The 26,193-nt window shown below is 35.1% G+C and carries 22 protein-coding genes; 7 read left to right on the top strand and 15 right to left on the bottom strand.

From position 1 onward, the window contains the following. The first annotated feature begins 187 nt into the window (after positions 1-187). Together AC1RNE_RS21465 and AC1RNE_RS21460 are read left to right on the top strand one after the other, a co-directional pair. The gene (locus AC1RNE_RS21465; RefSeq protein ID WP_492804035.1) at positions 188-2,206 is read left to right on the top strand and encodes a glycoside hydrolase family 3 protein; all 2,019 of its coding nucleotides are present in this window, start codon (positions 188-190) and stop codon (positions 2,204-2,206) included. Positions 2,207-2,323: 117 nt separating this feature from the next. Continuing rightward, a complete protein-coding gene (locus AC1RNE_RS21460) occupies positions 2,324-3,742 on the top strand; it encodes an AAA family ATPase (RefSeq protein ID WP_492804033.1) in 1,419 nt (472 codons plus the stop codon). Positions 3,743-3,804: 62 nt separating this feature from the next. Here AC1RNE_RS21460 and AC1RNE_RS21455 read toward each other — a convergent pair whose 3' ends face one another. The 7 genes from AC1RNE_RS21455 to AC1RNE_RS21425 form a co-directional block, all read right to left on the bottom strand. Further along, positions 3,805-5,175 (bottom strand): alkaline phosphatase family protein, encoded by a 1,371-nt coding sequence (locus AC1RNE_RS21455; protein ID WP_492804032.1) that lies wholly within the window; start codon positions 5,173-5,175, stop codon positions 3,805-3,807. A gap of 138 nt (positions 5,176-5,313) precedes the next feature. After that, positions 5,314-6,525: a metabolite traffic protein EboE gene (gene eboE / locus AC1RNE_RS21450; protein WP_492804030.1), complete on the bottom strand. Its 1,212-nt coding sequence runs from the start codon at positions 6,523-6,525 to the stop codon at positions 5,314-5,316. A 6-nt stretch (positions 6,526-6,531) separates the two neighbouring features. After that, entirely contained in the window at positions 6,532-7,689 is a 1,158-nt protein-coding gene (locus AC1RNE_RS21445) for a 3-dehydroquinate synthase (RefSeq protein ID WP_492804028.1), read from the bottom strand. 89 nt (positions 7,690-7,778) lie between these two features. Beyond that, positions 7,779-8,660 (bottom strand): UbiA-like protein EboC, encoded by an 882-nt coding sequence (gene eboC / locus AC1RNE_RS21440; RefSeq protein ID WP_492804026.1) that lies wholly within the window; start codon positions 8,658-8,660, stop codon positions 7,779-7,781. Positions 8,661-8,663: 3 nt separating this feature from the next. Further along, positions 8,664-9,683, bottom strand: coding sequence for a TatD family hydrolase (locus AC1RNE_RS21435; protein ID WP_492804024.1), 1,020 nt, complete (start codon positions 9,681-9,683; stop codon positions 8,664-8,666). A gap of 125 nt (positions 9,684-9,808) precedes the next feature. Continuing rightward, positions 9,809-10,624 (bottom strand): EboA domain-containing protein, encoded by an 816-nt coding sequence (locus AC1RNE_RS21430; RefSeq protein ID WP_492804022.1) that lies wholly within the window; start codon positions 10,622-10,624, stop codon positions 9,809-9,811. Between the two features lie 83 nt (positions 10,625-10,707). Then, complete coding sequence (locus AC1RNE_RS21425) at positions 10,708-11,391, bottom strand: recombinase family protein (protein WP_492804020.1); 684 nt, start codon at positions 11,389-11,391, stop codon at positions 10,708-10,710. Between the two features lie 573 nt (positions 11,392-11,964). Between AC1RNE_RS21425 and AC1RNE_RS21420 the strand changes: the two genes are divergently transcribed. Further along, positions 11,965-12,924: a D-2-hydroxyacid dehydrogenase gene (locus AC1RNE_RS21420; RefSeq protein WP_492804019.1), complete on the top strand. Its 960-nt coding sequence runs from the start codon at positions 11,965-11,967 to the stop codon at positions 12,922-12,924. Between the two features lie 91 nt (positions 12,925-13,015). On the opposite strand, the gene AC1RNE_RS21415 is transcribed toward AC1RNE_RS21420, so the two are convergent. From AC1RNE_RS21415 to AC1RNE_RS21385, 7 genes are all read right to left on the bottom strand, one after another. Next, on the bottom strand, positions 13,016-13,546 hold the full coding sequence (locus AC1RNE_RS21415) for a YceI family protein (RefSeq protein WP_492804017.1): 531 nt from the start codon (positions 13,544-13,546) through the stop codon (positions 13,016-13,018). Between the two features lie 33 nt (positions 13,547-13,579). Continuing rightward, entirely contained in the window at positions 13,580-14,209 is a 630-nt protein-coding gene (locus AC1RNE_RS21410; protein WP_492804016.1) for an alpha/beta hydrolase, read from the bottom strand. 16 nt (positions 14,210-14,225) lie between these two features. Beyond that, positions 14,226-15,164 (bottom strand): ring-cleaving dioxygenase, encoded by a 939-nt coding sequence (locus AC1RNE_RS21405; RefSeq protein WP_492804014.1) that lies wholly within the window; start codon positions 15,162-15,164, stop codon positions 14,226-14,228. A 209-nt stretch (positions 15,165-15,373) separates the two neighbouring features. After that, the gene (locus AC1RNE_RS21400) at positions 15,374-17,785 is read right to left on the bottom strand and encodes a glycoside hydrolase family 127 protein (RefSeq protein WP_492804012.1); all 2,412 of its coding nucleotides are present in this window, start codon (positions 17,783-17,785) and stop codon (positions 15,374-15,376) included. Positions 17,786-17,817: 32 nt separating this feature from the next. Then, on the bottom strand, positions 17,818-19,257 hold the full coding sequence (locus AC1RNE_RS21395; protein ID WP_492804011.1) for an APC family permease: 1,440 nt from the start codon (positions 19,255-19,257) through the stop codon (positions 17,818-17,820). Positions 19,258-19,287: 30 nt separating this feature from the next. Further along, positions 19,288-20,289, bottom strand: coding sequence for a 4-hydroxyproline epimerase (locus AC1RNE_RS21390; RefSeq protein WP_492804009.1), 1,002 nt, complete (start codon positions 20,287-20,289; stop codon positions 19,288-19,290). 239 nt (positions 20,290-20,528) lie between these two features. After that, on the bottom strand, positions 20,529-21,446 hold the full coding sequence (locus tag AC1RNE_RS21385) for a dihydrodipicolinate synthase family protein (protein ID WP_492804078.1): 918 nt from the start codon (positions 21,444-21,446) through the stop codon (positions 20,529-20,531). A gap of 237 nt (positions 21,447-21,683) precedes the next feature. Between AC1RNE_RS21385 and AC1RNE_RS21380 the strand changes: the two genes are divergently transcribed. Beyond that, positions 21,684-21,902 (top strand): hypothetical protein, encoded by a 219-nt coding sequence (locus tag AC1RNE_RS21380; protein WP_492804008.1) that lies wholly within the window; start codon positions 21,684-21,686, stop codon positions 21,900-21,902. Then, positions 21,877-22,266, top strand: coding sequence for a hypothetical protein (locus tag AC1RNE_RS21375; RefSeq protein ID WP_492804006.1), 390 nt, complete (start codon positions 21,877-21,879; stop codon positions 22,264-22,266). The genes AC1RNE_RS21380 and AC1RNE_RS21375 overlap by 26 nt, the downstream gene beginning before the upstream one ends. A gap of 101 nt (positions 22,267-22,367) precedes the next feature. Here the strand turns inward: AC1RNE_RS21375 and AC1RNE_RS21370 are convergent, their stop codons facing one another. Beyond that, entirely contained in the window at positions 22,368-24,740 is a 2,373-nt protein-coding gene (locus AC1RNE_RS21370) for a beta-L-arabinofuranosidase domain-containing protein (protein ID WP_492804005.1), read from the bottom strand. Between the two features lie 244 nt (positions 24,741-24,984). Between AC1RNE_RS21370 and AC1RNE_RS21365 the strand changes: the two genes are divergently transcribed. Both AC1RNE_RS21365 and AC1RNE_RS21360 read left to right on the top strand, forming a co-directional pair. Continuing rightward, positions 24,985-25,335 (top strand): hypothetical protein, encoded by a 351-nt coding sequence (locus AC1RNE_RS21365; RefSeq protein WP_492804003.1) that lies wholly within the window; start codon positions 24,985-24,987, stop codon positions 25,333-25,335. Between the two features lie 111 nt (positions 25,336-25,446). After that, complete coding sequence (locus AC1RNE_RS21360; RefSeq protein WP_492804001.1) at positions 25,447-25,974, top strand: ferritin; 528 nt, start codon at positions 25,447-25,449, stop codon at positions 25,972-25,974. Positions 25,975-26,193 lie beyond the last annotated feature (219 nt).

Genomic DNA, 26,193 nt, shown 5'->3' with positions numbered 1-26,193 from the left:
ATTAAGATTGTTTGTCATCTCTATGCGATTATAAAATATAACTTTATTTATAAAAAATAAGTATAAATTAATAATGATAGGCTTTATGAAATAAGCCTTTCGCAATGATAAAGCTCATTTTGAGGGGTAAATTAACTATAATAATGGTGATTATTTCTAATTGGTTCATTAAAACTAAAGTTAAGATATGAATATTTACTTAAAAGTTACAGCGTTAGTGGTGTTTCAAACATTTTTTGTGCTAGGTTCAGATGCTCAGAAAGTAATACAGCCTGAGCTTGGCAATAGAAGTGTTAACCTTTTAAAAGTCAAAAATCTGACATTCAAAGATTTAAACAAGAATGCTAAGCTTGATAAATATGAGGACTGGCGCCTGCCTATTGACTTAAGAGTAAAAGACTTGGTTGCTCAAATGACTTTAGAAGAAAAGATAGGTTTTATGATTATCAGTACTACTCGTTTGGCTGGTGATTATTCTTTTCAACCTAACGCTCCTAAAGCTGAAATTTCAAGTGGGTTTAATGAAGAAGATTTGATGCAACCCATCAATATGTTTACCCGTAAACCTTTGCCAGTTCCTACCATGTCAGCCGCTGGAACAACAAAAGGCGTAATGAATTACAACCTACGTCATTTTATTTTAAGAGCGAATACCAGTGTCAAAATCATGGCAGAATGGGCAAATAACCTGCAAGCTTTATGTGAAACATCACGCCTCGGCATTCCCGCTATTGTTGCTTCTAATCCACGTAATCATGTTACGATTGATGCAGCCATAGGGTTGAGTGTAGGCACAACTGTTTTTTCTAAATGGCCCGGAGAATTAGGCTTGGCAGCCATGAGAGATTTAAAACTTACGCATGAATTTGCTGAAATCGCAGGCAAAGAATGGTCAGCAGTAGGTTTGCGAAAGGGCTATATGTATATGGCAGATTTATCTACTGAGCCTCGTTGGGGACGTATTGAAGGCACTTTTGGTGAAAATGCTGATTTGACATCAAGCATGATTCGTGAAATTGTATTGGGTTTTCAAGGCAATAAATTGAATAAAAATTCAGTAGCCATGACTACCAAACATTTCCCAGGGGGTGGGCCACAAGTTGGTGGACAAGATTCCCATTTTGATTGGGGGAAAAATGCACATTATCCTGGTGGAATGTTTGAATACCATCTAAAACCCTTTATTGCAGCTATTTCGGCAGGCACTTCGGCTATTATGCCTTATTATTCTGCCCCTAAAGGAGATGGATTTGAAGAAGTTGGATTTTCGTACAATAAAGCAATTATTCAAGATTTGTTGAGAAAAAAACTTGGCTTTAAGGGAATTATTAATTCAGATACAGGTCCTATTGATATGATGCCGTGGGGAGTTGAAAACTTGTCGATTCTACAGCGTTATCAAAAAGCTATTGATGCAGGGGTTGATATTTTTTCTGGAAGTGCAGACCCATCTTTATTACTAGAAACTGTTAGAAAAGGCTTGGTTTCAGAAGAAAGAATCAATGAGTCGATTGCTAGACTTTTGAAAGAAAAATTTGAGTTGGGACTATTTGAAAATCCTTACGTTAATGTAGAAGCAGCTGTAAAAACAGTAGGTAATACAACTTTTCAGAAAAAAGCAGATTTAGCGCTCAGAAAATCTATCGTTTTATTGCGTAATTATGCAAAGGTTTTACCTATTACCAAAAAGACAAAAGTATATTTTGAGACCTATTATGACAATGGTAGAAACCCCAATCCAATTACTGTTAATAAACCAAGTATTTCGAACCCTACTATTGAATTTGTAGGAAGTAAAGAAGAAGCAGATGTCGCATTATTGTGGCTTATCCCTAATGGTGGAAGTTTGTTTAGTTCGCAAGGCAAACCGATTGAATTGAGTTTGTCTAAAAATAAAATAGATATAGCTCACGTAAACGAAATTATCAAGGCTAAACCTACAGTGGTTGCCATTAATTTTACCAGCCCTTGGGTAATTGATGAAATCGATGGTACAAACTTAAAAACTGTAATAGCGACATTTGGCACTACAACTGATGCACTTTTGGATGTAGTAAGCGGTGCATTTAACCCAACAGGTAAAATGCCTTTTACTACGCCTGTTTCAGAGAAAGCCGTTTCAGAAAATCAATCTGATGTGCCAGGATATTTAAAACCGAAAGGTTATGCGCTGTTTAAGTTTGGGGATGGAATTAGTTATAAATAAACTATAAGCCTCAATTTGGCTTTATCTGTCTTATTTATGTCACTTTAAGCCAAATTGAGTCTTCAATTTGGCTTAAAGTGACATTTTTATTATATTTGCCTGAAAATCAATGAGGATATGGCAAAAATTGTTGGACGTAAAGATGAATTACAAATCTTAAAAGGCTTGGAATCTTCAAGTAAATCTGAGTTTGTGGCAGTATATGGCAGACGAAGAGTAGGTAAAACCTTTCTGATTCGTTCGGCTTTTGAAGGGAAATTTGCTTTTCAGGTAACAGGCTTAGGAAATGCTAGCTTAACTCAACAACTTACTAATTTTCATATAGCGCTACAAAAAGCTGATAAAAATACAACAATCAGTCAGGCAACAGATTGGATATCTGCTTTTCAGCAATTAATAACTTATCTCGAAAAAGTACAAGCTTCACGGAAGTATATATTTATAGACGAATTACCTTGGTTCGATACCCCAAGTTCAGGTTTTGTACAGGCATTAGAACATTTTTGGAATAGCTGGGCTTCTGCAAGAATAGATGTTGTATTAATTGTTTGTGGTTCTGCGGCCTCATGGATGTTAAATAAATTAATCAACAACAAAGGCGGTTTGCATAACAGAGTGACCAAGCGAGTAAGGGTTGTCCCCTTTACTTTGGCTGAATGTGAATTGTTTCTAAAGAATAAACACTCAGTATTGGATAGGTACCAGATTATCCAATTGTATATGGTAATGGGAGGAATTCCTTTTTATTGGGAGGAAGTTTCTTCAAGTTTGAGTGCTAGTCAGAATATAGAACAAATATGTTTTACTGAGAATGGATTATTGCGAACAGAGTTCACAAATCTGTATAGTTCCTTATTCAAAAACTCAGAGAAGCATATCAGTATTGTAAATAGTTTAGCACAAAAAGCTAAAGGATTGACTAGAGATGATATTTTAAATAGTACTAAATTACCAAACGCTGGCAGTACAACACGAGTACTTGATGAATTAGAAGAAAGTGGATTTATTCGAAAGTATGTACCTTTTGGCAAGAAAACAAAGAGTAGTTTGTATCAGTTGGTAGATTTTTATACGTTATTCTATTTGAAATTTATCAATGGTACTTTACCAATGGACCAAAATAATTGGATTAATGCTATTGATAGTCCAAAACATAGAACATGGAGTGGTTACGCTTTTGAACAAGTGTGTTTATATCATTTACAACAAATAAAACAAGGTTTGGGAATTAATGGTATTCAAACGACTACCTCTTCATGGCGGAGTACAAGCTCTGAACAAGGTACTCAAGTTGATTTAGTAATTGATAGAAGAGACCAAGTAATCAATCTTTGCGAAATGAAATACTCTATTAATCCTTTTGTGATTGATAAAAAATATGCTAGCGAATTACAGAATAAAATTGGGATATTTAAGGCAGAGTCAAAAACAAGGAAATCTATTTTCCTTACCCTAATAACTACTTTTGGATTACAGCCTAATAAACATTCAGCAGGCTTGATTCAGAATAGTTTAACGATGGATTGTCTATTTTAAAAATTAGATAAAAAGAAAGGCTACTTTTTTGAGTAGCCTTTCTAGTAAAATATATTTTGTTCTTATTTTGAAAACAAAGCTTCCCAAATTACATCATATACGTCAGGTGCTTGAATTTCGCCGTCTCCTATTTTTTTATCAGAAATTAATATAGGATAGTATTCTTTACCAATATTAATACCTCCATGAGAGCCTTTTACAAGGGTCGCATCTAATGGAATAACGTCCATCAAATACCTGAATCCTAATAATTTACGAGCTAATTTGTAGCCTGCTCTTAATTTAATAAATGGATTAGCAGGATTCATAAACATTTCTACAGGGTCGTAACCAGGCTTTCTGTGAATATCTACCAAACGAGCGTAATCAGGGGCTTTTGAATCGTCTAACCAATAATAGTAAGTAAACCAACTGTCGGCGTCTGCCATCACTACTAAATCTCCAGCACGTTCATGATTAATATGATGAGCCTTTTTCCCTTCTTCATCTAGCACTAAAGCAATGCCTTTGGTATTTTCTAAAATACTTTTTACACGTGCTTCTTCACTTTTATCATTAATATAAATATGAGCAATCTGATGGTCGGCAATGGCAAAAGCCTTTGAAACACCAGCATCTAATAATTCATAGTCACGTTCAACTCGCACAGAAATCAAACCATTTTCTCGGAATATTCTATTGATATGAATAGGATTATTCACGCTATTGATACCATATTCAGATAAAATAATGATATTAGTATCCTTAGCTTGATAATGCGATACCAAATCTTCTACTAGTTTATCTACTTCTCCTAATTCTTTATGGATTTTAGAAAAATCTACCCCATATTTCTGTAAACAATAATCTAAATGAGGTAAGTAAATCAAACTTAGGGTTGGGTCATGAGCTTTGTCCACCCAAATAGAAGCATCGGCAATCCATTTTGAAGATTTAATATTAGCATTAGGACCCCAAAAACTAAATAATGGAAAAGTCCCTAAATCAGCTTGAAGTTTATCACGTAAATCTGCTGGTTGTGTATAACAATCGGGGGCTTTTACACCGTCAGCATGGTATTGTGGTCTTGGCGTTACTGAATAATCAGCCGAAGAATACATATTATACCACCAAAACATTTTAGAACAAGTAAAATTTGGGTCTTGACGCTTAGCTGCTTCCCAAATTTTTTCAGCCTTTACTATTTTGTTGGACTGCTTCCAGAATTTATGTTCATTGTCTTCACGGTCGTACCAACCATTCCCAACAATACCGTGCGTATCAGGGAATTTCCCTGTTACATAACAGCTTTGTGAAGTGGTTGTAACAGCAGGTAAAACAGGTTTTATATGGGTAAGCTGATGTTCAGAAAGATATTTTTTAATGAACGGAGTATATTCTCCGATGACACTAGTACTCAGGCCTACTACATCAATGACTACTGTTTTTTTCATATTATTTTTAGCTATCTGCTGTCAGTCATCAGCTTTCAGCATTTTTGTTAGAAATATGTCAACTATTTATATCTTAAGCTATGAGTAAAGAGAAAACGAAAACCAAGCCGAAATCAGATTGACCGAAAGACGATTTGCTCACAGCAATCCTTGCACCCAGCTAATTTCTCTAGCAATAGATTCATTCAAAGGAACTTGTACTTCTGGCGGTAAAACACCCCAAGTATAAGTTTCAATTTCTAAATGATTGGTAAAAGGTTTTTGTTTATGAATGGCTATGGTATCTACAATGTCTGATTGTGTTGATGAAAGCTCACCATATTGTTCGATAAATAAAGGCACATGAAAATGTACTCGCCATTCTACGTGTTTTTCTGGTTCAAATGCCTGAATAGCAAGATCCAAATCTTGATATTTTTCAAAAGTACCGTCTGCTTTCTTAGCAACTACTTGGTGTAAATAACTTACTTCGTTGTATTGAGCAATGGCTTTTAATTTTGCTTCGGCATCTTTTGTAAAATCTACTTTAATAGCTGAGCTTATTTGAATTTTGCCAACAGCAATATTTGCTTTTGATAATTGCTCAACTACGACGGTAGGTTTTTCGTAGCTTACCGCAAAATGACAAACATCATAACATAGCTGAATATGAGTATGTAATATTTCAAGTGTTTCTTCTTTAGAAATCCCTTTCTTTGCGAAATATTCTATGGCGATAGGTCTTAGATACTCTTCATACCAAGTAATAAATTCGGTAGAATTTTCCAAGATACCATCTGGCTCTGGCTCAATGTCTAAATGTAATGTTTTTCCTGTTATTTCTTTAAGTGTAATTAATTCATCAACTACCAAAAGCATATTTTGTGTAGCCAATGTAGTTGCATAATGAAGACTTTCTGAGGGAGTATCACTTTCTGTTTTCCACCAGAAACGGTATGAAAGTGGCGAGGTTGAAATCCCTCCTTCGTTCATCTCAGCAGGTAAAAGTTTAGCCAACAACTTAAACATCCTGATAGTATATTGTGCTCTGTCATCAGTCGTCCAGTCAGGGGCATGTACTTGATCTTTTACTACGACATCATGAAAACCACCGTATGGAAACCCATTCATGGTAAACACATAACAATCGTTTTCGGTCAGCCAATTTTGAAAAGCCTCAAAATTATTTGCTTCGGATAAATCTATACTCGCTTGATTGGCTAAACGCAAGCCAATGCCCATTGGGGCATCTTTACTCACTGACTTTTTAATTTCAGGAATGCTACTTTGGAGTACTGAAAAATGATGTTTCCAATCTACACCAGGATGAATATTACTACAATATGTTAAAAGTCCGAAGGGAGTTTTCATAATTTTTTATGAGCGTTTTTCCAGAATATCTACAGCCTGTTTTACCAATTCGAAATCTATTTCGTGTACTTCTACTCCTTTCCCAAGTCCTTCCAATAAAGTAATGGTTAGGCGACCGCCCAAATGCTCACGGAATTCATTAAGACCTTTCCAAAGATTAATTTTGTCATTTTCTGCCAAGGCTGGATGATATAAATCAAAGCCTAGGTTTTCTAAAACTAACAAAATTCTATCTAAAGCATCTTCGCTAATCATGCCTTTTAAATAAGAATACACACAGTCGAGGGCAATGCCAATAGCTACGGCTTCGCCATGACGTATTTCAAAATTGGTAAGATACTCTAGTTTATGAGCCGCCCAATGACCAAAATCTAAAGGACGGGCAGAACCACTTTCAAAAGGATCACCACTAGAAATATGTTGTACATGTAATTCGGCACAACGGAAAATATGCTCGTTCATAGACTCTTCATCTCTATGAGCCAACAAAACAGATTTATTTTCAAGCCATTCAAAGAAGGATATATCCTTGATAAGAGCCACTTTTACCGCTTCTGAAATACCCGAACGCCAATCACGGTCGTCAAGGGTTCTCAAAAAAGTGCTATCATTAAATACTGCTACTGGCGGAGCAAATGTGCCTAAAAAGTTCTTTTTGCCGAAATAGTTTACACCATTTTTTACACCAACACCCGAATCATTTTGTGAAAGTACAGTCGTAGGAATACGGATATGTTTTACACCTCTATGAGCAATAGCTGATGCATAGCCTGTCATATCTAAAAATGCACCACCACCTATGGCGGCTACAAATGAGTGACGGTCGATTCCATAAGTATCAATTGCGCGGAGTGTTTGAGCTAAATATATTTCATCATTTTTTACTTGTTCTCCACCCGGTAACACGATAATATCTGCTACTAGCTCAACTTGTTCCTGACCTTCAAAGTATTTTTTTATGGCTTCTTGCAAGTATTGATGTGTGTTGGCAACACCTTCGTCAATTAGAAATAAAATTTTCTTACGAAACTCATTTGCACCATAATGACTGCCAAAATCGTTTAAGAAAGTAATTAAAGTAGTGTTTTCAGGGGCGAAAAGATTTTCGGTAAATAAGATATTGTACGAAAAATTAACCTGAAATGTTTGCTGAATCTGAGACATTTATAATACGAGTAAAAAATCAAATTTTAAATAATAGTTAACTAATATGAAGCCCTATTATTGGCTCCATCAACGCATAACTCCTTGCTTTATGTAACGGCAAATAGCTTAGCCAATTTCATGGAAAGGGGCAACAATGCTAAAACAAATAAAGCAAGAATCCAGTTTCCTGACACACTTACCCATGCTGCATCCATTACGATTAAAGACAGCACTCCCGCTTTCACAGCCTTGCCAATATTAGGCCCTATTGGGTTAGCAATAGCAGTAATTAATGGTCTGAAAATCAGGTAAATGTGTAATAATACAAAGCCAAGGGCTAGTTCAAAATAGCCTAGCTGGAATGCAAAAAGCAATTGAGAGATACTAACAAAAGTATATAAAAATCCTGCAAAATATAACGTTTTTTGGCTTCCTCCATGTACTTCTCCCCTACTTACCATCGTAATAGCAGCTATGTATATAACAGGAATAATACCTAAATACCACAGTTCTGCAGGTGCAGTAGCTACGGCAGACATTCCCAAAATGAGGTTTCCACCACGACAAAGCCCCATATTAATTGGGCCGATGATATCATGATGTTTACCAAAACGATTATAAACCAATGCCAAAATAGCAACGGCAGTAGCGATTAGTCCACTTAGAGTACTGTTCAGAAAGGCTGCAATAATACCTATTATAAGTAGAATACTACCGAATATGGCAGCACTTTGCTTGCTGACTCTTCCACTTGGAATTGGTCGTTCGGGCCTCTCTACAGCATCTAGCTTAGCATCAAAAACGTCGTTATACACGATACCGCCACCATATAGACACTTAGTAGCAATGACGAGTAAAAGAATCGTTTGAATACTTTGAGTATCGCTTGAAAAAATAAAACCTGCGATGGAAATCCCAGCGAAAATATCGGCTACGGATGTCACAATGTTGGCAGGTCTTAAAAGTTGGAAGTATGCTTTTATGTTCAAAATTTAACGAATGATTAAGGCATTTTTGTCGACTCTAGGTTGTTGTCCCCCTCTCAAAATCGTGTTGCCATTAAATTTTAGACTTTGGTCTATTTCTTGCGGATTTTCAAAATCATCCACATTAATTTGTCCGCTCTGAGCAAAAGCATCAATGGCATTTTGATAAGTAACCAAACGAATATCATGGTCTGAAATTCCTTTAATTTTCATCAAAGCTGCCGTTTTGGGAATAGCCAATGGGTCGCTAATGCCCCAGTCAGCAGCAGAATTAATCATAATTCTTTCAGAACCATATTGTTTAACCACCTCTACCATACGCTCATTCCCCATTTTTGTAAATGGATAAATGGTAAAAGCAGCATAAAAACCTTGGTCTAATACACTCTTTACTGTTTCTTCATTATTATGGTCAATAATTACCATTTCAGGGCTGATACCATGTTCTAGTGCAATAGCCATACTTCTTTCAGTTCCCTTTTTCTTGTCACGGTGCGGCGTATGTACCTGAACGGGTAAGCCTGCTTCTTTGGCTAACTCTAATTGTAAACGATAATATTTTTCTTCAGCAGGCGTTTGGTCATCGAAACCAATTTCTCCCACACCTACTACGCCTTCTTTGTATAAATAAAGCGGTAGAATTTCCATCACTTCTTCAGCAAGGGCTTCATTATTAGCTTCGCGAGAGTTCAAACCGATAGTACAATAATGTTTGATGCCAAATTGTGAAGAACGAAAACGCTCCCATCCTATTAAACTACTATAATAATCTTTGAAAGTTGAAAGTCCCGTACGTGGTTGACCAAGCCAAAAGGCAGGCTCAATAATAGCTACCACGCCTGCATCAGCCAATGCTTGATAGTCATCAGTTGTACGAGAAGTCATGTGAATGTGTGGATCAAAAAACTTCATGTCTTTGATATAATCCATGAAATTCACTTGTACATTCGTTGTCGTTGCCAATTCTTCTACTGTTCCTTCAAAATGTGAAGGATTTTGGCTTATTTCATTATGTTTTTGGCACATTAGATTAGTGGTTAATAACTAGTTCAAAGATCAACACACAAACTCCGCTTTAAACTAGCTTTAAATTTCGAATAAAATACTAATTAGTATATCCTTTATTATCGGACAATAGAAGAGATAATCACTTATTCTTCTAAAGTTTTCCAAGAAATATCCTGACTATCAAGTGCTTCTACCAATGTTGAATATTTTTCAAGCAAGGATTTTGCTGGCTCAAAAGTTGTTTCTTTGCATACTAATATTGCTGCAATTTGATTTTGCTGACTATCGGTTAACAATAACTTTTCTATATCTTTTAGTAAACTTTCGTTCAAAAACTGAATGACTAATCGCCAAACTTGTGCTGGAACTGTTCTGCCAGCAGCCCAGCGTTCATGAGCAAAATCCGAAAGCGTATCCGCTAATTTTTGATTGGCTCTTTCTGATAAACCATGAATTAAATGTATGGGCTTATCATTAAAAATACATTTTAACACTAATTGATTCCATTCTGCTTCAGAAAAATAAGTACTGGCAAAGGTATTTCTAAATGCCAACGAATCGAAAATCAAACCAATATTAGAACGAACAGCCTCTGTAGCTCTGTAAACCCATTTTTGAGAGAAAGCCAAATATGGCAACGCAGAATAAAGTGCAACAGCTTCGTTGATTTCGGCAGTATCAAACAGGGAATTAATATTTTTTAGATATGCTTCTTCTGAATCGTGCGGAATGGATAACAATAAATAAACTCTTGTTAATCTATCCAATGTCCACTCATGAATAATGTTTTCGTTATCTAATGAAATAGTTACTGTCTTTTTCGATACAAATCTTGGTGCCGCGACAAATGCCGTTAAAATATGTTTACTATCACCTGATGTCTTACTTAAAATCCAATTTAGCTCCTTTTCTATAGCATTTTCTTGGATAATTTTTAAAAGGTTGCTCTCTATGCTCACAATTTTTATGTCTAATGAATGCAAAATAATATTTATCAAAGGTAAGAACAGTGAAGGAAATTTAGCGTAATAAAAATCATTGTTTACGTCGTATTTATCTCTTTTTGTCGTTTTATCAAATACCAAACCGTAGAACGGTTGAACAGTTTTCCTTTAACGGTTCTGAAACCAAAATTATTGAGTTCTTGGGCAATACTTTCCAACGTATATTCATCTCTATTGTATCGGGCTATCATCCCGCTTGCCATTTTGTTATTAATGTTTTTAATGGCTTTTTCTCTTTGCATCTTCCCACCAAGGTCTCTAGTTTCTTGTGTAAAATACTGAGGATTGCCCATTTTTTCGCCCCTTTTTTTCTTGGCTTCCAAGGCTACTTTTGTCCTGATACTAATGATTTCTCTTTCTCTTTGAGCAAAAATTGCATAAATTCCTAGTGTAACTGTGTCAGTATCAGGTAAATCACAACTTTTAAAGTTTTCACCTAATAATTTCTTCAATTTAAATATATGCTCAATATCCCTGCTCAATCTATCTAATTTGGCAACGATAAATGTGTATTTTTTTTCATTACACAATTTAATCGCTTCCATCAATTTAGGACGATTTTCAATGTCTTTGCCACTGATGGCTTCAATAAATTCATGTTCAATATCTGCTTCATCAATTTTTGCATAATGTTCAATAATGGCGCGTTGGGCTTCTAAACCAAGTCCCGAACGTTCTTGACCTTTTGTTGAAACGCGTAGATAGCTTACATATTTTTTCATAGATAGATTTACAGTTTTAAAGCTCAATTTTTAATCCGCTGAGATTTCATTATTTCCTTACTTGATTAATCTGCTACAGAATAACCGATTCTCAAAGGCTTTATTTTCCTGCTATTTTCAAAACTAAATTTTTGAAGTACCCGAAATAATCAATTTTTAAAACTTAGCCCTTAAACTTTACTTTTAGACAAATATAATATGCTTTGTTTAAAATCTAAGAGGGTCGTATTAGATTTTAAACAAAACTTATAAAATCATTTTTTTATTTTTGAAAGGGTTGATTTTACATTTTTTTTTAACTAAAGAAATTCCGTTCATTCGAAATACCTTTATTAAGGGTATTTTAAATTTTCATTGTATAAGCTAGGTAAGGTGAAATTCGTAAAAGATAAAAACTAGTTACTATTATGACTTTTGTAACATTAGCATTTTTGAAGAGAAAGAAATTTTAAAAATAAGGGCAGGAGGGAGAGCGATTAAAATTAGTCTTTGATAATATGGTCATTTACATTTGTAGTATCACACAAGCGTAAATTAATTAGCTTTGCAGTAATAACAAAATAACTAAGCAAAATGAAGATTGTTGTTTTAGATGGATATACTTTAAATCCTGGAGATTTATCATGGGATGAATTAAACGCATTGGGAGAAGTTGTAATTTATGATAGAACCCCAAGCGAAAAAATTGTTGAACGTGCCGACGGAGCAGAGATTGTGTTAACGAATAAAACACCACTTGGCGCATCAGAAATTTCCCAATTGAGTAGCTTGAAATACATTGGCGTATTGGCTACAGGATATAATATAGTTGATATTGAAGCTGCTAAAAACCAAGGCGTTATTGTAAGCAATGTGCCTGCTTATGGTACAGAATCGGTTGTGCAAATGACTTTTTCACTCTTACTAGAACTTACTTTACATGTTCAAAAACATAGTGATGCTGTTAGAGAAGGGAAATGGGCAAATTCTAAAGATTTTTGTTTCTGGGATTTTCCTTTGATTGAATTAGCTGGAAAAACCATAGGCATTATTGGTTTTGGGAGCATTGGTCAAAGAGTCGCAGATGTTGCTACAGCTTTTGGAATGAACGTAATTGGTTATAGTCGTACACAAACCGACCAATCGCATCGTAAAAATTTTAAATGGGCAAGCATACCAGATTTGTTAGTAGCGTCAGATGTTGTAAGTATTCATTGTCCACTGACTGCTGAAACAAAAGGACTGATTAATCTTGAAAATTTACAGAAAATGAAAAACGCTGCTTTCATGATTAATACCTCTAGAGGACCCATTGTAGTCGATGAAGATTTAGCCGAAGCATTAAATAATGGTACTATTGCTGGAGCAGGTATTGATGTACTTTCTGTAGAACCCCCTCAAAAAGACAATCCATTATTTACAGCAGAAAATTGTATTATTACACCACACATTGCTTGGGCTACTAAAGAAGCGAGAACAAGATTATTGTCTATTGCTTTAGAAAACATCTCGGCTTATATAGCAGGAAATCCTACAAATATTGTCAATAAATAATTTATACTATAGTAGTTAACTTTTTATAAATCAACATATTAATAAAATGGTCTCTATGCTAAAAAATATAGAGACCATTTTGGAATGTGTATTATGCTTGCTTTAATAACTGAATATTAGCTATTAATTTTACTTCTTCGCTTACTAAAACTCCACCTGCTTCTGTTGGAGCATTCCAAGTTAAACCAAAATCTTTACGATTAATTTTAGCGGTTAATTCAAAACCAGCTTTTACATTTCCCCAAGGGTCAGTTGCTGTTCCACCATATTCTACTGCTAATTTCACAGGTTGTGTTACGCCTTTGATGGTTAAATCACCTACTAATTCAAACTCATCATCATCTTTTTTTGTAAATTTCGCAGAAGCAAACGAAAGTGTTGGATACTTTTCAACTTCAAAGAAATCAGCACTTTTTAAGTGTCCGTCGCGTTGTTCGCTATTAGTACTAATAGAATCCACTTTGGCTTCAAATGATATTTTTGCATCTTCAAAATCATCTCCAGCTTCCACTGTTCCGCTGAATTCTTTGAAATGTCCTGTTACAGTTGTGATAACTAAATGTTTAACTTTAAACTGTACTTCTGAATGTGAAGGGTCGATAGCCCAGATTGTAGTTGACATGATGTTTTAAGTTTAATTTTATGAAATTGATAATTAATTTTCTTTAAAAATATATTGGTTCGCTAAATTGATTTCCTCGAAAGAAATAGTATGTTGCTTGTCTTTAAAAATATTAGAATGAACATTCGAATTAAGATTTTTTAAAATCTCAATACTCTCTTCTACTCTTATTAACGGAACATGGGGGTCTGGATTGCCTGTTGTAATCAATATTGGTGTTTGCTCAAAGTCTCCTTTGTACCTTTCTTTTACTAATACTTCGCCAATCACTCCGCCAGTAAAAGCCACTACGCCGCCATACTTTTTAGCATTTCTAGCCACGTATTCTAATGTAAGACAGGCTCCTTGAGAAAATCCTAAAAAGTATATTGAATCAGCAGGAATACCTGCCTTTTCAATATCTTTCACTACTTCATCTATTACATTTAGCGCTGAATCTAGCGCAGGTTGATTTTGTCCCTCGGGTGCCATAAAACTATATGGATACCAACTTCTTTGTGTAGCTTGAGGAGCAAAAATCGCCATTTCACCAAGATTCAAATGTTCTTTTAACGTAATGATATCTTGGGCTGAACCACCGCGACCGTGAATCATCACGATCGCTTTTTTGGCTTTTTCGATTGAAATACCAGTGGTTAAAACTTGTTTGCTATGTAAATACATAATTTTAATGAGTAAGTTAAACCAGTTTTGGAAGGGTTTTTTCGATACCAGCACGATATTGTTCATATTGAGCAGGTAATTTTAAGTTTAATCCCAATTCTTCTAAGGATTCATCTACTGTAAACCCTGGGTTATCACTTGCAATTTCAAAAAGTACTCCACCTGGTTCACGGAAATATAGTGAATAGAAATAGTTTCTATCGATTTTCTCTGTAATCTGTAAACCCGCATCCATTACTTTTTTGCGAAATTCCATTAGGATATTATCATCACTTACTCTGAAAGCTACGTGGTGTACAGAACCTTTTGAAACGTGTCCTACGCCTTCACCTGGTACTTCTACTAAATCAACAATGGCTGCTTGTTCAACAGCATCAGTTACAAAACGATAACGATTTACGTGTTGTTCTAATAAACGATACCCGAAAATATCGGTAAGCACTTTAGCCGTAGCATCAATTTTATTAGTAGTAATCGTAACACTATGAAAGCCTAAAGTAGCATGCTGTGCTGTTACTTCCTCTGTTTCAAATGGGGTACGAGTATCAGCTTTTTTAGGAACAATCAATTCAAATTTCAAACCGTCTGGGTCTAAGAAGGTAAGGTATTGTTCTCCAAATTTCTCAGCTACTTTATTATAAGTAACATTGTTTTGGTCAAATCTTTTTTGCCAGAATTCTAAACTTCCTTCTGGAACAGCATACCCAATTTCTGTAGCTTGACGAGTTCCTCTTCTTCCTTGTGGAATACCATCGCCCCAAGGGAAGAATGTTAATACTGTTCCTGGTTCGCCTGTTGCGTTACCATAGTAAAAGTGATATGTATTTGGGTCATCGAAATTGACAGTTTTTTTAATCATTTTCAATCCCATTACTTTTGTATAAAAGTCGTAATTTCTCTTTGCATTTCCTGCAATAGCAGTGATATGGTGCAATCCATTTATTCTATTTTCCATAATTGTTTTCCTTTTTTGTTGATACAAAGTTATCAGCTCGCATATTGATTTCTCTTGAACTAGGACAAGAAAACACAGGAATGGAAATTTATTTTTAGGAAATGCCTAAAAACAAAATAGCTTATTATTCACGTGAAGGTTTGGTGAATAATAAGCTATTTTGTTCTATACTTAAGTACGTGAGTAACTGTTTTACATTACTATTTGGTTTACTTCACCTTCCACTCATGAATCCCCGCAGCATTATCTTTCGATAACTGTACTTCTAACTTTAAGGCTTTGGTACTTACGGGTTCAAATTGAATAGTATTGAATTTATCTTTAGCAATAGCCTCTTGATTGATTACTTTCACAGGAAGCCATTGCCCATCTTTCAAGTATAATATTTTCCAAGCACTTGGCAAATAACAACCTCCCCACGGACTATCATCAAACCAATATACTTCTGATGATGATACCGTATATTCTTGGTCAAAATCATACTGAATAAATTCGGTTGAGTTTTTCTTTGGCCACCAATGGAAGAAGTTACCACTTCTGTCAATAGAATTTTCAACTTCATATTGATCGTTGAGTGCTTTTAACATCATCGGACTTTTGATGGAAGCTGTAACTTTACTTTTACTAGCTATGGTTGGAGCAGGCTTTGGTTTTGATGCCGACGCTTCAAAAGGAATCCAAACTTGCATTTCTGACGAACCACGATTCGCCCATGTATAATATGGAATAGCGGTTACTTTTTGCTGTGTTTTAATCAATTCATTACTATTGATTTGTCTTTTAGTCGACGAACCGTCCATTTCTAACGCCATCACACCATTCAATAAACTGGCTTGAAAAATAGGAGTAACTGTTGAGTTTTTGTCAACAACAATATTCAGTACTGACGAATCTGTATTATCTATACCTTCTAAGCAATAAACTAACGGTCCTCGTTGTAAAGCAAATCTTAAATAATCTGCTTTTACACTATCTTTCGCTTCGATTTTTTTTACTTCCATCGGTAAATCCAAACTTAGCTTATCGCCTTTCACCCAAGTACGATTAATCACAGCATAGCCTTTTTCGATGGAATATTTTGCAGGTTTTCCATTTAATAGAAGTGTAAAATCGGCACTTTTGCTTTTATCCTGATACAAATCGCCTTTAATGGGTTGATTTTTTGTCCAACCTGGAATACGAATGTGAATGTTGAAACTAGATTTTTTAGCAGGATTTACTGTAAATTCATCTTTACCACTCCAAGGATAATTGGTTTCTTGATGGATTGAAACTTTTGTATTCGTTAATTGAATATTGGCATCACCCCCTACGAATAAATTAATGTATAAATCGTTCTGATTTTGAGCATACGCATATCCTGGTACAGATGGTAAAAAGCGAGTCATGTTAGAAATACAACAGGCACAATCATACCAAGTTCTACGTTGATGTTGCCCCATTGAAGCCAGCGGATTTGGATAAAAGAATTTATCGCCAGTTAAAGAAATGCCAGAAAGTAAACCATTATAGAGCGTACGTTCTAATACATCAATGTATTTGGCGTCTCCGTGGAGTAAAAACATTCTATTATTCCAATATACGTTGGCGATGGCCGCACAAGTTTCAGCGTATGCACTCATATTGGGTAAATCATAATCTGCCCCAAAGGCTTCTCCGTTACCCGTAGCTCCTATACCACCTGTGATGTAAATCTTTTTATCAACCACATCATTCCAAATATCGTCAATGGCACTTAAGTATTGCTTGTCGCCAGTCAAAGCTGCTACATCAGCCATGCCTGTATACATATAAGTTGCTCGAACGGCATGACCTACTGCTGTATGCTGATCTACTACTTTTTTATGGGACTGACTGTATTCTTGGTTCAAATGTCCTTCTTTGCCTCTTAAATCCAGAAAGAATTTTGCTAAAGTCAAGTACTCCTTTTTGCCAGTTACTCTATATAATCGCGTTAAACCAGTCTCCACGATTTGGTGACCGGGAAAACGTTCTTCTTTGCCCCAGCCAAACGTTTTTACTAATAAGTCAGCATTTTTAGTAGCAATATTCAGTAAATTCTTTTTGCCAGTAGCTTGATAATGTGCTACTGCAGCTTCATAAAGATGCCCCGCATTGTATAATTCATGACTTAGGTCTTCTTCTTTTTCCCAACGTTTTTTACCAATCCACTCATGCGGTTTGGCAATTTTCATGGTTCTGAAAGTAAATAAATAGCCGTCTGGTTCTTGGGCAGCTCCGATATTGCTAATTAAGGTATCCAAGTATTTTTCAAGGGCAATATCTTTTTTAGTTTGAAGACTATACGATGCCCCTTCTATTACTTTATACAAATCGGTATCATCAAATGTATAAGTAGTACTTTTTTCAGCGAGCATTTTTCCTGCTGCTTTGGCAAAATTATCAATCCGTCCCGTTATTTTACATTGGTTTAATGTATAGGGAATGGTTACCTCGGCATTGATTTTCATTTTAGGTAACCAAAAACTATCCTTAAAGTGTACTTGTGTAAAAGTGACAGGTTGAATAGGATAATCATTGTGTTGTGCCTCGGTTTCATTGATAAAAAATGAAAAAAGAGCCACTAAAGTAAATAGCCTTTTGAAAGATAATGATGACATGTTTTTGAGTATTTTATGGCTAATGATGATACTTATGATTGAACCTTCTTGCCTAGAAAAAAATAATAAGCTGGAATACCTAACAATACAATTACTAAACCTGGCAAAGTAAATGAAGGACGATATATCAATAATGAAATACTAATTACTGATGCCGAAACGATGTAAATAAGGGGTAAAAAAGGATAGCCAAAGGCTTTGTAAGGACGAGGTAAGTTGGGTTGAGTGATGCGTAATCTGAAGATTCCGATAATAGTTAGTATATAAAAAATTAGTACTGCAAAGATTACATAATCAAGTAATTCACCATAGCGACCACTCAGGCAAAGTATAGATGCCCAAATGCATTGTATCCACAACGCTTTTTCGGGTACGCCATTTTTATTAAGTTGAGTTACTTGTTTAAAAAATAGGCCATCTTTTGCCATGCTGTAATACACTCTCGCACCTGATAAAATCAAACCGTTATCACAACCAAAAGTAGAAATCATTAGGAAAACAGCAATAACGATTGTACCCACCTCTCCGAAAATATGTTGTGATGCCACCATGCCTACTCTGTCATTTTCAGAGGTAGCGATTTCTTGTAGAGATAATACGCTCAGATACATGACATTGCACAGAAAATAAGTAGCTGTAACGATAAGTGTTCCTAAGAATAAACTTAGTCCAATATTTCGTTCAGGTCTTTTAATTTCTCCTGCTATAAAAGTAACGTTATTCCAAGAATCACTACTAAATAAACTACCAACCATACTGGCTGCGATAGCACCCATAAAAGCCATACTGGAGTAGGGAAGTGATGAAATGCCATCAAATTTGAAAAGAGAAAAACCTGTTTGCCAATTGGCTTCCCAAATTTCTTTTTTGGCAGCTATTGAAAAACCAAAGATAATCAGTCCGAATAATGCTATAATTTTGATGAGTGTTAGTATGGTTTGAATGGTTTTTCCTTCTTTCACGCCACGCGTATTGATATACGTTAACAAGGAAACCATTAATATTGAAGTAAGTTGAGCGGCCGAAACTTTGAATAATCCAAGGTCGAATAAGATATTTTTTTCACTGAGAAAAGGAAAAATATAGGCTGAAAATTTACTAAAAGCCACTCCCACCGCAGCAATAGAGCCTGTTTGGATGACGGCAAAGAAACTCCACCCATACAAAAAGCCAACAAGGGGATTGAAGGCTTCTTTTAAATAAATGTACTGTCCGCCTGCCTTAGGAAACATGGCACTTAGTTCTCCGTAACTTACGGCAGCAATTAAGGTTAATAGCCCTGTTATCAACCAAATGACTAACAGCCAACCCGCAGAACCTACATTGCGGGTAATATCGGCACTCACTATAAAAATCCCTGAGCCAATCATAGAACCTGCAACTATCATGGTGGCATCCAATAAACTCAACGAACGTTTGAATGTACTTGAATTTTGTTCAGCCGAGGGGTCTATAGTAGTTGGTTGATTCATATTGCTCAGGTTGTATGATGAATTTATTTGTTACAATACTTGGAAACCATAAGCATAAGGATCGTCTTCATCGTCAATATTGATGGTATTATAGCCATAAATTCTAGCCCAACCTTCAATACTTGGTCTGATGGCTGGTTTACCCCCAACACTAGTTTCTTCTTCTATTCGACCAATGAACTTTGAGCCAATGATACTTTCATGCACAAAATTATCTCCCTTTTTTAGTTTGCCTTTAGCATACCATTGCGCCATTCTTGCTGAGGTACCTGTGCCACATGGTGAACGGTCAATGGCCTTATCCCCATAAAAAACCGCATTTCTAGCCGTAGAGCTTTGGTCGAGTACGTCGCCAGTCCACAATATATGCGAACAGCCGTTGATCGTTTCATTATCGGGATGAACAAAAGTATATTGCTCATTGATTCGTTTACGCATCGTTCTACTCCAACTAATCAATTGGTCAGCAGTATAATGTTGTAACCCTTTAAAGTTCTCTTGAACATCCACAATGGCGTAAAAATTACCTCCATAAGATACATCTACTGTCAATGTTCCTAAATCAGGGCATTCTACACTGATATTTTCAGCAGCTAAAAATGATGCTACATTCGTCAGTTTTACACTTTTTACTTTGTTCCCTTCTTGTTTATATTCAATCATTACCAAGCCCGCCGGTGCTTCCATTCTGATAATACCTTTGGTTTTAGGAATGATTAATCCTTCTTCAATAGCAATAGTTATTGTACCTATCGTTCCATGTCCGCACATAGGTAAACAACCACTGGTTTCTATGAAGAGGACAGCGACATCATTTTCAGGATTGTGTGGGGGAAACAAAATACTTCCACTCATCATGTCATGGCCACGAGGTTCAAACATTAAGCCTTGTCTAATCCAGTCATATTCTTTTAAAAAGTGCTGTCTTTTTTCACTCATGTTTTCACCTATAAGGGTTGGTCCACCGCCTGCAACTAATCTGACAGGATTTCCACATGTATGAGCATCAATGCAAAAGAATGTTTTTTTCAAAGTATTGTATGGTTAAGTAATCGGAATAAGTACAAATATTGGATAATTGATGTTAGCTGTAAAAATAAAGTTTGTTGATGAAATATTTAATAAAACAGCTTACAGAAAATAATCGAATTTAACATCCGTGAATCCTACTAGTAGGATTCACGGTATGTTGAGTATTAAAATTATATATATGATTTGGTTTAAGAATTCTGCTTTAAGAATACTTTACTAAACGTTAAGCTAAGCAAAAATTAATCAATTTCAATGGCTTTATAATCTGGCAAAGTTGGTCTTGTCGCAATTCCTGTATTGATAATGTTCAAAATTGCTTCTCTCTCTTCGCCAATTAAAGTAAGTCGTGGTGGTCTAACGGCCTCGCTTCCTATCCCTACTTGGGCTTCTGCTAATTTGATATATTGTACCAACTTAGGGTGAATATCAAGCTCTAATAAAGGGATAAACCAACGATAAATACTTCTTGCTTCAGCAATTCTACCTGCTTTCACTAATTTATAAATAGCAACGGTTTCTTCTGGGAATGCACACACTAAGCCTGCTACCCAACCATCAGCACCCATTACCAATTGTTCCATCGCAATGGTATCTACCCCACAAAGAATACTGTAACGCTCGCCAAATAGGTTTCTCATACGAGTAACATTGGTTAAGTCACGCGTTGATTCTTTAACTGCTTGAATGTTTTCACAAACTACTAATTCAGAAAACATCGCTAAAGTTACTTCAATTTTATAATCAACAGGATTGTTATAAATCATAATTGGAAGCGTAGTTGAATTAGCTACTGCTTTGAAATATTCAACCGTTTCACGATGGTCTGTTTTATAACGCATAGGTGGCAACATCATCAATCCTTCTGCTCCCCATTCTTCTGCTAAACGCGCCAACTCGATAGCATCTTTAGTAGCTCCTTCTGCAATGTTTAAAATTACTGGTACTTTACCTGCTACTTTTTCAACAGTAAATTTCACTAAAGCACCTTTTTCTTCTAAACTCAATACGCTTGATTCTCCTAAAGTTCCCCCCAAAATAATTCCGTGAACACCTGCTTCTAACTGAAATTGTAAATTCTTATCAAAAAGCTCGAAGTCAAGCTCATCTTTTTCATTAAACTTTGTAGTAACTGCTGGGAATACTCCTTTCCAATTGATTGCCATAATTTTCTTTTATTTTTAATCAAAATTATCAATAAAATAGTGTGCAAAAATTACCATTTTTAATCAAATATAGATTGATATTAACCTATTTGGAAGATAATATTGCGATTTATGGTTAATAGTTATAGCATTGATATAAGGTAACATATAATATTCTAAAACAATGTTTGTTACATAGCGTAACATTTATTTTATTTGTACAAATAAACACCTACAAAAGCATGATGTAAAATGAAAAAACAGATACTTATCCATCTCAGGATAATGAGAGCTTCAACTAAAACAATGCTTACAAACTTAAAAGATATAGCTGATGAAGAAACAATTAATGAATTGCTGGATACTTTAAATAAACTAGATGCTGAAATCAACAATTTAGAGGAACAATTAAAAAAGAAGGAGAATAAGTGCCTTCATACAAATTATGAAATTAGAGATAATTATTGCTGATTTTCTATCAGCTAAAGATGAAATAGCAATTGACCTAAGTTCAAAACAGCTAAAGGAATATTTTAATACGGCAAATCCATCTGAACAAGAAGCTATAAAAGGCGTTATAAAAGCAAAGGCTAAAATGATGTCTATGGCTGCAAATGAACTTATAGAGCAAAGTAAAAACTATATTACTACCCCTGATTTTGTAATAGACCTTAATGAATGGATTACTATTAAAGAATATGCAAAGCGTTTTCATGTAGCTAGTACCAACGTTGTCTCAAACTGGATAAAAAGAGGAATTGTTCCTTCAGAAAATGTTAAGATACTGCCAATGTTAAATGGTATCAAAGTTATTAAAGCTGTTAAGTACTTATAGACATAAAATTTTAAATAGCCTGTACTCTTTTTCTAATGTTTATGGTAAAAAGAGTACAGGTTTTTATGTGTCATTTTTCATGACCAATAGAGTGCCTTACTTTATTTCTCTACTTTAATAATTCTACAACCAAATACCCTTCCAGCTGTTCTGCCTGCATTGGCTAATATTTTCACTTCAATCGTGCTTTTGCCTTGGATAAGTTCTGTAGGAATTGGATATACTACATCAAAGAATTTTCCTGTAGTTCCTCCTTTTAATTCTTGGGTGGCAATTTTTGTTCCGTCGATAACAATATCAAAAAGTCTACCCTTATCATCGCCTAAGTAAGTTAATAAAAGGCTGTTTTCTATGGCAGAATTTACTTTCATCTGAAAAGAAAAGAATCCACCTGCTCTTACTTCTCTACCTGTTTTTCCTAAGGCAATGTCCGTATAAGATTGTTCACTGGCTTTTAATTGATGGTCACGTTCGGGTTGCATTTCTCCAATTCTGAATTCATCAATCGTCATTGCCTCAATTTGCTGTTGACGTTTTTTTTCTGCTTCATATTCCGTTTGCCTATTTTGCCAATCTGCTTTCGTAAAATAGTCCCAGTAAACACTATAATGTTGCTGATAAGTCTGATAAAATGGAATTAATGTAGCATCAAAAGGCTTCCCTACCTGCTCTATTTTGAATGTCAAGAGCTGATTGGCTACAGGTTTTAACCAATTGTTGATATTTTTATCGTCTGTCAACAAAACTGGCGTTCCATAAATAGGGTCAGGCAATTCTTTTCCTAATTGTCCTGCCAAGACCAAAGGACCGTATAAAAAAGCAATACGATTGGCATTGTCGGGCATACTTTCGGTATAGAGGGACATCGGAAAGTTAATCTCTATTGTGTCATTATTCTTCCATGTTCTGTTAATTACTAAATATCCTGACTTATCTTTTTCAACTTTTTGAACTTCCCCATTGATATGTATATTTACTCCTTTTGTTGCCCACCAAGGCGAACGCAGGCGTAAAGTAAAAGCTTTTGGAGTTTTAGCTTGAATGGTTAAAGAAGTGTTTTCGCTAGTAGGATATTGAGTCTTTTGAGTAATAGTAATGCCCTTTGCTGGCCATTTGAGTACCGAAGGAATGAATAAATTGATAAACAAGCTTCCGTCAGCCCCTTCATAATAAATACTTTCTGTGTATTTAGCATGGTTTTCCATCCCACTACCCACACAGCAAGTAAAAGTATTGAAGGGTTCACTAAATTCTTTTTTTGTGCCCATTCTCAAAGGCACAAAATAGCACATCATCCCATTTTCAGGATTTTGTGATGCTAAGATGTGATTGTACAATGCCCTTTCGTAATAATCTCCTAATTGGCTATTAGGTTGCCAACAAAACAAATGTCTTGTGAGCTTTAGCATATTATAAGTGTTGCACGTTTCGCAAGTATTATCGCTTAGGTGGTCGTTTAGTTTATGCGGTTCAGTGCAATACTCATAATTACTATTTCCCCCAATTACATAACTATGGTTATGCACCATAATATCCCAAAAGAAAGATGCAATGGTTTTATCAGATTCATTTCCTGTTAATTCATATTGTCGAGCACTACCAATGGCTTTTGGCACATTAGTATTGGAATGTTTCCCCGCCATCGGGTCTATTTTTTTTGACAACGGCACCATGACAAAATCGTCATAGAATTTGTATGACACATCTAAATACTTTTTATTACCCGTAATAGCATAAATATTAGCCAATACATCACTCATTCCTCCGTATTCGCATTTTAACATTTTTTGCAAAAGTTCTGGTGAAAGTGGGTTTACAGTTTTTGCTGTCCAATCGGCCATGCCAGTTACCACAGCGAGGGCTTGTTGATTATTGCAATATAGGTAGGCATCTACTAATCCAGCCATTACTTTGTGGACAGTATACCAAGGGCTCCAGCCTCCGTTTAAGTCGAAACCACTAGATTTTATTTCACCACGAGCAACTTTTGCAAATAACGTATCTTCTTTGGGAATGGCACCCACATAGCCCGTTTTTCTAGCTTTTTGACATTTTGCAAGTTCCGTTACGATATAGTCAGTTCGCTTTTTAAACTCAACATTGCCCGTAGAAGCATACATCATGCCACAAGCAGAAAGATAATGCCCCAGGGTATGCCCTGAAAGCCCTTCGCTTTCCCAACCGCCATATACTGCTCCCTTTGTAGGCAAATTGGCATTTAGATAAAAGCGATGTAGCAAACGATTGGGCTCTACTGTCAATAGATAAGCCGCATCTTTATCCATGGCATTTTTAAAAGGACTACCTTCCAACAGAGTGATGTCTTTAATGTTAAATGCATAAGCCTTTAATTCAACTACTGGTTTTATTTTGAACCGTTTATCGTTTTTTTCTGGGATATAAGATTGCCCCAATAAAGTAAAGTTGAATATCAAAAGAATTGATAAAGGGAAATAGCAATATTTTTTTTTCATAAAATTCGAAATCGGGTTGACCATTATAATCGTAGATACAAAGATGAAAATATTATAGTTGGAAGACTTAACGGGAATTAATAAGAAGTAGCTAAATATTAGCCTACATCAAGCTATAAAAGCCTAAAGAATAAAAATATTAAAACTTATTTAGACTTATTTCAAATAATATTTTGAAGTTTATTTTTTGCTTACTAAATTTGTTCCATAAACATTGAAGTAACAATAGTATTATCAGATGAAAATGTCAGAGAATCAATTAAATGAATTGTATAAAAACCAGAAAGGAATCACTTGGCAGTGCGATTTGACGGATAGAATTTATATAAAATTCAACGATACTCTAACGGGATTTAAAGTGAGTGACTTTCTGACTTTTCGTAGAAAAGTGCATAAGGTAGATATTCACGAGATGATATTTAACTTATCAGATGATTATGACTTTGAATTAATTCAATCTCCTAAAAATAATTTCTCTTCTCAATTAACACTCTGCGAAATCATTCAATTGCGTGATTTACTAGATGGCACAAAGTTCAGTTTAGACCTCAATTCTATGCTTTATGAGGTTTTAGGAACGGTGGAACTGGTATGATTTTTTTAGACTAATTCTATATTTCGGTAGATTTTGTATCTGATGATAACATTAGATTATATTTCGTCGTAATATTGTCAAAAAAATAAAGAATCACATAACTATATTGATATGAAAGATTTAATTCGTCTCCGTACTTCGCTCAAAGAGGAAATAGAACTAGTGTTGAACGCACAATGCAAAATGGAAGCAGAGGCTTCTCAAAAATATCTAGCAATGGCTTCATGGTTAGATAGAAATGGTTTTGAGAAAGCAGGAGAGTATTTATATGCACAAGCTGAGGAAGAAAGAACCCACTTTTTGAAAATTTTCAAATATATTAACGAAGTTGGAGGTACAGCTATTACACCAACGCTTGAAGAAGTTGCTCAAGAATATATTTCAATCAAGCAAGTGTTTGAAATGGCTTTACAAGGCGAAATAGCAGTAACTAATTCTATTAATAGAATTATTGCTAAATGTCGTGAAGTAAACGACTATGCTACTGAAAATTTTATGATGTGGTTTGTAAAAGAACAACGTGAAGAAGAGAAAAATGCTCGTCGTGCATTAGAATTATTTGAATTGATTGAGGTAGAAAGCGCTACTGGTAAATTTGTTCTAGATAAAGAAATTGCTAAAATAGGCAGTGAAGAATAAGAAAAAATTCTTTTATAATTACTGTCAATTAAAACTCCTCTAATTATAGCCTTCAAATTAATTTTGAAGGCTATTTTTTTTATAATTAAAAAAAAATAAGCTAAAAATTTATAAAAAAAACTACAGAAAAAGTAAGTAACTATAAAAAGAGTTTTTTTATAATAAAAAAATCTCTTCGATTAGCCCTCCTTTATATGGTATACTCTCTCTTTTTATTCA

Source organism: Arcicella sp. GW822-FHT02H01 (genome assembly GCF_058802005.1).
This window is presented reverse-complemented; position numbering and strand designations above follow the sequence as displayed.